At 29.9% G+C, this 8,272-nt stretch carries 9 protein-coding genes; all 9 read left to right on the top strand.

The window, feature by feature from the left end; all coding sequences use genetic code 11:
- The first annotated feature begins 244 nt into the window (after window positions 1–244).
- The 9 genes from J7M77_RS09430 (at window position 245) to J7M77_RS09390 (ending at window position 8,110) form a co-directional block, all read left to right on the top strand.
- Complete coding sequence (locus J7M77_RS09430) at window positions 245–1,726, top strand: prolyl oligopeptidase family serine peptidase (RefSeq protein ID WP_296877843.1); 1,482 nt, start codon at window positions 245–247, stop codon at window positions 1,724–1,726.
- A 108-nt stretch (window positions 1,727–1,834) separates the two neighbouring features.
- Complete coding sequence (locus J7M77_RS09425) at window positions 1,835–2,608, top strand: hypothetical protein (protein WP_296877842.1); 774 nt, start codon at window positions 1,835–1,837, stop codon at window positions 2,606–2,608.
- 2 nt (window positions 2,609–2,610) lie between these two features.
- Window positions 2,611–3,348: a hypothetical protein gene (locus J7M77_RS09420; RefSeq protein WP_296877840.1), complete on the top strand. Its 738-nt coding sequence runs from the start codon at window positions 2,611–2,613 to the stop codon at window positions 3,346–3,348.
- A 68-nt stretch (window positions 3,349–3,416) separates the two neighbouring features.
- Window positions 3,417–4,109 carry a hypothetical protein gene (locus tag J7M77_RS09415; protein ID WP_296877838.1) on the top strand — a complete coding sequence of 231 codons (693 nt, stop codon included), beginning with the start codon at window positions 3,417–3,419 and terminating at the stop codon, window positions 4,107–4,109.
- A gap of 59 nt (window positions 4,110–4,168) precedes the next feature.
- A complete protein-coding gene (gene ispF / locus J7M77_RS09410) occupies window positions 4,169–4,651 on the top strand; it encodes a 2-C-methyl-D-erythritol 2,4-cyclodiphosphate synthase (RefSeq protein WP_296877836.1) in 483 nt (160 codons plus the stop codon).
- 1 nt (window position 4,652) lies between these two features.
- Window positions 4,653–6,080, top strand: coding sequence for a glutamate--tRNA ligase (gene gltX / locus J7M77_RS09405; protein WP_296877834.1), 1,428 nt, complete (start codon window positions 4,653–4,655; stop codon window positions 6,078–6,080).
- Between the two features lie 237 nt (window positions 6,081–6,317).
- Window positions 6,318–7,118, top strand: a complete 801-nt coding sequence (locus J7M77_RS09400) for an immunoglobulin-like domain-containing protein (RefSeq protein ID WP_296877832.1) — start codon at window positions 6,318–6,320, stop codon at window positions 7,116–7,118.
- A complete protein-coding gene (locus J7M77_RS09395; RefSeq protein ID WP_296877830.1) occupies window positions 7,119–7,685 on the top strand; it encodes a rhomboid family intramembrane serine protease in 567 nt (188 codons plus the stop codon).
- On the top strand, window positions 7,685–8,110 hold the full coding sequence (locus J7M77_RS09390; protein WP_296877827.1) for a DUF188 domain-containing protein: 426 nt from the start codon (window positions 7,685–7,687) through the stop codon (window positions 8,108–8,110). Before J7M77_RS09395 ends, J7M77_RS09390 begins: the two co-directional genes overlap by 1 nt.
- Window positions 8,111–8,272 lie beyond the last annotated feature (162 nt).

Genomic DNA, 8,272 nt, shown 5'->3' with positions numbered 1-8,272 from the left:
GTGACAGTCATGAAAAAAATCACCTTTTAAATTCTAATATTGAAAATGTCAAAAAGATATTAAAAGAAATTGGATTTACACAATATTGTACTTTTGAAAAGATGAAACCTATTTATCATTCTTTATAAAAGGTAATAAAAATGTAATAATAAGCAATTAGGTACCAAAATATGGTACCTAATGCTTTGTTTCAAACTTTAAGATGAATCCGCTTACAGATACAATAATAGCAGGAGGTAAGGGAATGAGAAAAATAAAACAATTATTCGTAACATTAATGGCATTTTCGCTAATGCTAACCTTTTCAGTTAGTATAGTTAAAGCAACTGATGGTTTAGAGGTAACATTAATTGTGGCAAACACTTATGTAGGTGATGGACAAAGAGAAGTTAGTTCTTTTGAAATCACAGTAAATGATATTGATTTAGTAAACAATCTAGTAGCTGAGGATTTTGACATTGTCAATAATGTTGGTACAATTCCATTTGATGTAAATACTGGAGAATTAGTAACAGCTTATGAAGATGATGAGATCACTTTAAGTCTACAAGATAATACTATTATCATGAATGTAAAAGCTTTTAATTACAATGGTGATTACAACAATAATCAATGGCAAGTTAATTGTGAAAAGTATCCAGAATTAAGTTTCAATAAAGAAGATGTAACAACATTGAATACACGTACTTTAGACGATGCGATTAGAGGTAGTTATACGTATGCTGGAATTACAAGAGAATATGCATTGTATTTACCAGCAAATAGTGATGGCAGCTATAAAACTGATGTACCTTTAGTAATTTGGAATCATGGTGGTGGTGAATACGCTGGTGATATTGAAAATACTTTAGTTGCTAATCGTGGTCTAACAAGCTGGGTTGAAGCTGGTTATGATTGTGCAGTATTAGAGTTCCAAATTTCTAATGAAAATTATAGTTATGGCGCATCTTTTGATGAAAGTAAAAAAGCTTTAATTGATAGAAATAACGCATTACAAGCTGCTTTTGCAAAACAATTAATTAGTGATGGATGGGTTGATGAAAATCGTGTTTATGTAACTGGTGCTTCAAGTGGTGGTGGAGCAACAATGCGTTTTGTTATGCAATATCCTGAATTATTCGCTGGAGCTATAGCTTGCTGTTCAATGGATCCAATTGTTTGGGTACATTTTAACAATCAGGATTCTTATGAAACTATAGTTGAAAATTTTGAAACTGCTTTTCAAGGTTATGTTTATACATGGGATGAAACAAGTAAACAGATGGTAACTAAAAATATTGATACTGATGCATTAATAAATTTACCGATTTACTTTACTCATGCTCAAAATGATACAACATGTTCAGTAAATAGTTCTAAAGCAATGTATGAAGCATTAAATAATTTAGGTGCTCAAAATAATCATCTTACTATTTGGTCTGATGCTGAAATGGCTGAAGATGGGTTACCAGCAGGACCTTTATTACATTGGTCTTGGGTTAAAATTTTTAATCATAATGAAGAAGGAACACCAATGAACTGGTTATTTAAACAAGTTAAAATGACAACTGTACCTAAAGAAGATGAGGTTAAAGAACCAGTTCAATCAGAAAATGTAGTTACTACTACTGATAATAAAACAACAGCCGTAAAAACAGGTGATGATAGTTCTCTTGAATTATTAGCTGGAATGGCAGGAATAACTTTACTAACTGGTTATTGTTTAATGAAAAAGAAATATTGTTAGTCTTTTCTCCTATAAAGTTGTTTAACTTTATAGGATTTTTATTTTTATAGCAGTTTTGATTATAAATAATGGTATAATAAAGATAATAATATCAAGACGAGGGAAAAAATGATGATTAATGCCATGACAATTTTAGAAAGTATTTTAAGTATTGCAATTAATATTGAATTAGATAATAATGAGCGTTATATTGCTACGAAAGTGTTTGAGTATTGTTTAGAAATAGATAAGATGACTTTAACAGAATTTTTAAATCTAACTAATATAAACAATAATCAATTTAAACGTTTTTATCAAAATCTAAATTGTCCTAATTATGCAACATTTAAACAATATCTTACTTTATGGTGTGAAATGAGGAAAAAACAACTCCAAGAACGCTGTAACTTTGAACATATTTTAACTAATGCTAAAGTTCTTATAGATTTAACAAACTACATAGATTTAGTGGATTTTTTAAATCTTGAAATGATAGATGCAATTTGTAATGAAATTAAGCAAAGTAAAAGAATTATTATGTATGGCTCACCAGCCATGCTTAATTTTAGCCATGATTTACAGATAGATTTAAAAATGTTAGGAAAAAATGCTATTCGCAGTTCTTTGAATGATGATCTAGCGATCATTCCTCATCAAGGTGATTTTATTTGGTTTTTTACTATGACTAATCGAACTACTAGTTTTTTAGGTGGAAAAATCCGAACGGAAATTTTTAGTTCTAATTGTAAAAAACTGCTGATTACTCAAAATGAAGTTGGAATTGACAGTGATTATGTTTTGAAAATGAATCTTAATGATGCCAGTTTAGATTTTTATTATATTTTGTTATTTTATTTTGATCTTTTAAAAGTACGTTATTATCTTAATTATAAAGAGGATTAAAGATGATTTTAGGAAAAATGATGATGATTCAAGCTGCAAATCAGATTGGAAATATTGATTATCAAATCAGTAAAACAGCTCTTAAATTAGGGGTGGTTATTGAAAACTATACTCTTGAACGTTTTATCCATGAAGCTGGTGTTTCAAAAACATCATTAATGCGTTATTTACAAAAATTGGGAGTCAAAACATTTACTGAATTTAAAAAGATCGTATCTTTAGAAAGTGCTAAAGGATTAGCTAGTTTAAAAGCTGATAAAGAAAAAAGAAGAGAAACTAAATTCGATGATGATGTAGTCTTATTTGGTAAAATTATTTTAGCAGCTAAACATATTTTAATTTTAGGTGATGGTAATTGTTTTGGGCTGATGTTATATTTAAAAGCATTTATTCATTTAGGTATTGATATAGAAATACCGATTTATTTAGGTAAAGAAGAAAATGTATTTAGTGAATATAATATGGATGAAGATGATTTGATTATCTTTATCAGTTTACATGAAACTTATGAAAGTTTTCTAAATAATCGGTCGTATTTTTATCAAAGTGCAAAATACTATCAATTGAAGTCATTAAGTAAAGTTGCGTTTGTTGGTGAAGTTGATGAAACAGCGATGCCTAGTGTTGATTACCAGTTTGCAATTGATACTTCAGGACCATTATATTATCGTAAGGCTAAATTAGATCGTTTATTCGAATTAACGATACAATATTTATGTACTTTACATAAATTTGATTAAAAAATATCAAAAGTTAATATAAAAGAAATAGTTTTGTTTATAATATATTGATTGTTGGAGGCACAGTTATGCTGGAAATTAAATCAAAAAAGAAATTGAAAATAATTAAAGGGTTTATTACTATTTTTACTTTATCAATGCTAGTATTAGCGATCGTATTTTTATTTATTGTTCATGATCCCAAAAAAATAAGACGATTAGTCTTTGCAATTGTGCAATTGGCAATGATGATGGGAATTATTATTTTGCCAGAACAGTTAAAAGAACGAATTGGTTTAAAAATTCCTTTAGCGCTAGAAACAGCATTAACGGTATTTGCTTTTTGTGGCTTTGTACTTGGTGATGTCTTTGATTTTTATAAAAAGATACCTGTTTGGGATTCGATTTTACATGCCTTATCTGGTGTACTTTTAGCTTATGGTGGTTTTGTGATTATTGATTATTTTGTTAAAAAAGAAAACGTGGCGATTTCATTAAATCATATTGGTATTTGTATAGGTGTTATCTTATTTTCATTATCAATTGGAGCTTTATGGGAAATTGGAGAATATTTAGTTGATGATATCTTTGGGACTAATAACCAGCAGTACATGAAAACCACTCGGGGAACATTATATAACAGTAAAGATGAACCGCTAGTAGGGCATGAAGCCCTAGATGATACGATGAAAGATCTAATGTTAGATCTAGCTGGAGCAACTGTGGTATCAACAATATATTATTGTAAGCAAGATTATCAAAAACGGCATAATAAACCTTAGTAAGCCCTAGAATATAGGGCTTTTTTGTGTTAGAATAGGCAACGAAGGAGTGAGAGAACATGTATCGAATTGGACAATCAACAGATATTCACCAATTAGTACCAGGGCGTAAACTAATAATTGGCGGAGTCGAAATTGAATCAGAACTAGGATTATTGGGACATAGTGATGCTGATGTATTAAGTCATGCAGTGATTGAAAGCATTATTGGCGCTTTGGGACTTGGGGATATTGGCAAGCATTTTAGCGACATGGATGATCAGTATAAGGGGATCAGTTCGCTTGTTTTAATGGAAAAAACTTATGAAATGATGGCTGAAAGAGGTTATGAAATTAGCAATCTTGATGCCCTTGTCTTGATTGAAAAACCCAAAATGGCACCTCACATACCTGCAATGAAAGAAAATATCAGTCGTATCTTAAAATGCGACCAGGATAAAGTGAATATCAAAGCAACACGCGGTGAAAAACTTGGTTTTATTGGAAGAAGCGAAGGAGCCGTTAGTCAATGCGTAGTAATGTTAAAGAAGAAAGGATTATAAGATGGAAAAAGTAAGAGTTAGATATGCACCTAGTCCAACTGGACATTTACATATCGGTGGAGCGCGAACAGCGTTATTTAATTATTTATTTGCAAAACACTATGATGGGGATTTTATTTTCAGATTGGAAGATACTGATATCGAAAGAAATATTGAAGGTGGGGAAGCTAGTCAGTTAGAAAATTTAGCCTGGTTAGGAATTATTCCTGATGAATCACCACTAAATCCAAATCCTAAATATGCACCATATCGGCAAATGGAACGGTTAGATATTTATCATAATTATGCTGATGAATTATTACAACGGGGTCTAGCCTATAAATGTTTCTGTACCCCTGAAGAATTAGACGCTGAACATGAACGTCAAGTGGCAGCCGGAAAAGCACCAATGTATAATGGTAAATGCCGTAATTTATCAAAAGAAGAAATAGCTGAAAAAGAAGCAGCTGGAATACCGTATACAATTAGATTAAAAGTACCTGAAAATAAGACTTATGAATTTGATGATATGATTCGTGGACATGTATCTTTTGAATCAAATGATATTGGTGATTGGGTAATTATTAAAGCTAACGGGATCCCAACATACAACTTTGCTGTTGTGATTGATGATCATACTATGGATATTACTCATGTTTTTAGAGGCGAAGAACATTTAAGTAATACACCAAAACAAATGATGATTTATGAGATGTTAGGATGGAAACCGCCTATTTACGGTCATATGACGTTAATCGTTAATGAACAAAGAAAGAAATTATCTAAACGTGATGAAAGTATCATGCAATTTGTTTCTCAATATAAAGAAGAAGGATATTTACCAGATGCAATGTTTAACTTTATGGCATTATTAGGATGGTCACCTGAAGGAGAACAAGAAATCTTTACTAAAGAAGAATTAATTAAAGAGTTTAGTGAACAGCGGTTATCAAAATCACCTTCAATGTTTGATAAAAATAAACTTACTTGGGTAAATAACCGTTATATCAAAGATCGTTCTTTACAAGAAGTTGTTGACTTATGTAAACCATATTTAGAAGAAGCCTATGATTTATCAAATAAAAGTGAACAATGGATCAATGATTTAGTTGCTACATATCATGATCAATTATCATACGGTAAAGAAATTGTTAGTTTAGTGGATTTATTCTTTAACGATGAATTAGTTTTAGATGATGAAGCTAAAGAATTTATGAAAGATGAAAGTATTCCTAATACTTTGGCGGTATTTAAAAAACATCTTGAAGCAGTAGAATTTACTAAAGAAAATATTCAGGCATGTATTAAAGCTACACAAAAAGAAGCTAAAGTTCGTGGTAAAATGTTATATATGCCATTGCGTATTGCTACTACAGGAATTATGCATGGACCTGATTTAGCTAGTTCAATTTGTTTGTTAGGGAAAGAAAAAGTATTATCACGTTTATAGTTTAATCTTAGCCATTGGCATTAGCTAATGGCTTTTTATTGTTCGATTAAGAAGATAAAATGGTATAATAAAAGTATAGTTTCATTAAAAGTTCATAAAGATAAAGTATGATATTTATGAGTAATGTATCACAAAAAAAACAGTTACTTTATTTAATGATAATCATTGATTTTTATGATTAAAAAGACTAATATATTGGCTGAATGGATATAGATAAAATGGAAGGAAGGTGTTGGCGTGAAGAATCGAATTATAGCAGTAATTTTAGCTTTTTTCGTTGTTGTTAATACAATTTTAATAGCTTTTGCTTTTGACGTCACTCCTTTGACGATAAAACGAGAAGTTTTCGTATATGAATATGGTAATGAGATTTCAACATTACCACAGGACTATATTAATGCAAATGAAGCTGTATTAAATCAAGTGACATTAGATTTTTCAGATTTAAAGGATGAGATTGGTACATATCATGTATCAGCTAAATATTTAGATGTAAAATATCCGTTTATTATCAAAATAGTAGATACCACTAAACCGGTTTTTACATTAAAAGCCGTAACTTTTAATGTTGCTTTAAATACCGAAATTTATGCTATTGATTTAATTGAAAAAGTCGAAGATAATTCTAATTATACAGCATATTTTATCGAAGAAAATAATGAAAAATCAACATTTAAAACATACAGTAAAAAAGGATCTTATATTGAAAATATATTGGTTGAAGATAATTCAGGAAATGAATCGTCTAAATTACGAGTTAAAATTGTTGCTGGTCAAAATGGCAACAATCCAACATTATCAGGAATTGATGATATTGAAATCATTAAAGATACAACCTTTGATCCATTAAAAGGAGTAACTGCCAGTGATGGTAGTGGTAATGATATTACTAATAATATCAAGATCTTAAAAAATAATGTAAATTCAGAAAAAACCGGAGAATATGAAGTAATATATTCAGTTACTAATAGTAAAGGGATTACTTTACAAAGAACAAGAAAAGTAACTGTTGTAAAAAGTGAAGAAAAAGGTGATTAAATGATAACAAATGGCATAATTGTCTTGTCAGTTTTAATCTTTGTTGTAATCAATTTTATTGATAAAAGTGATGATAAGCTATCATTAGCAATCAAATACGGAGCTTTTTACTTACCAAAAATCAAAATGAAACAAGAATATTGGCGTTTTATTACTGCTAATTTTGTCCACATTGATATTTTACATATTTTTATGAATGTTTACTGTATCTATAATTTAGGACACTTTTTCGAATATGTTTTAGGTTTTTGGCAATATTTGTATTTGATCTTAATGGTGTGTATTGCTACTTCTTTAGCGTGTTATTATCAAGGTAAATATTTAGCTTCTAGCTATAACACAGTCACTTTTGGAGCCAGTGGGATTTTTTATGGCTATTTAGGGGCAATGATTGCATTAGGGTTGCTTGTTGGTGGATATTTTGAATACTTATTACATCAATATTTATCTATTATCATAATTAATATTGTTTTTACTTTATTGAATCGTCAAGTATCGAAAGCTGGTCATCTAGGAGGCTTGATTGGTGGTTTTTTAGCGATGGGAATTCTTATTGGAGTTAACTGATGGCACTTTTAGTAGATGGGGATGCGTGTCCTGATTTAATGCTAATCAAAAAAATTGCATTAAAAAAACAAGTCGAAATGATTGTTTATGTAGACTACGCTCATTATATCCAAGATGACTATTTTAAAACGATTATTTGTGATGTTGGTAAAGATAGTTGTGATCTTAATTTATTGAATGATTTAAAAGAAGGAGATCTTGTCATTACTCAAGACTATGGATTAGCTTCTTTAGCACTTGGCAAAGGGGCTAAAGTAATCCATGTTTCTGGTAAAATGATTGATGAAGATAATATTGATGAACTGTTAATGAGTCGCTATATTTCATCTAAACAACGCAAAGCTAAAGTACATTTAAAAGGTCCTGGTAAGCGAAGTAAAGCTATCCAACAACAATTTTTAAAACAATTAAAACGACATTTATAAATAAGTTTAAGCAGTAATGATAAAAATCATTACTGTTTTTTGTTATATAGGAATTTAGATTCGTTTAGGTGAAAATCAAAAGCACCCAGCCTGTACGTATATCATTACAGCCGGGTGTTTCTGTGAAACTGAAAAAGTGTTAGAAAATTACTGTTTTTTCCT

Source organism: Thomasclavelia sp., assembly GCF_017889095.1.
GTDB lineage: Bacteria > Bacillota_I > Bacilli_A > Erysipelotrichales > Coprobacillaceae > Thomasclavelia.
This window is presented reverse-complemented; position numbering and strand designations above follow the sequence as displayed.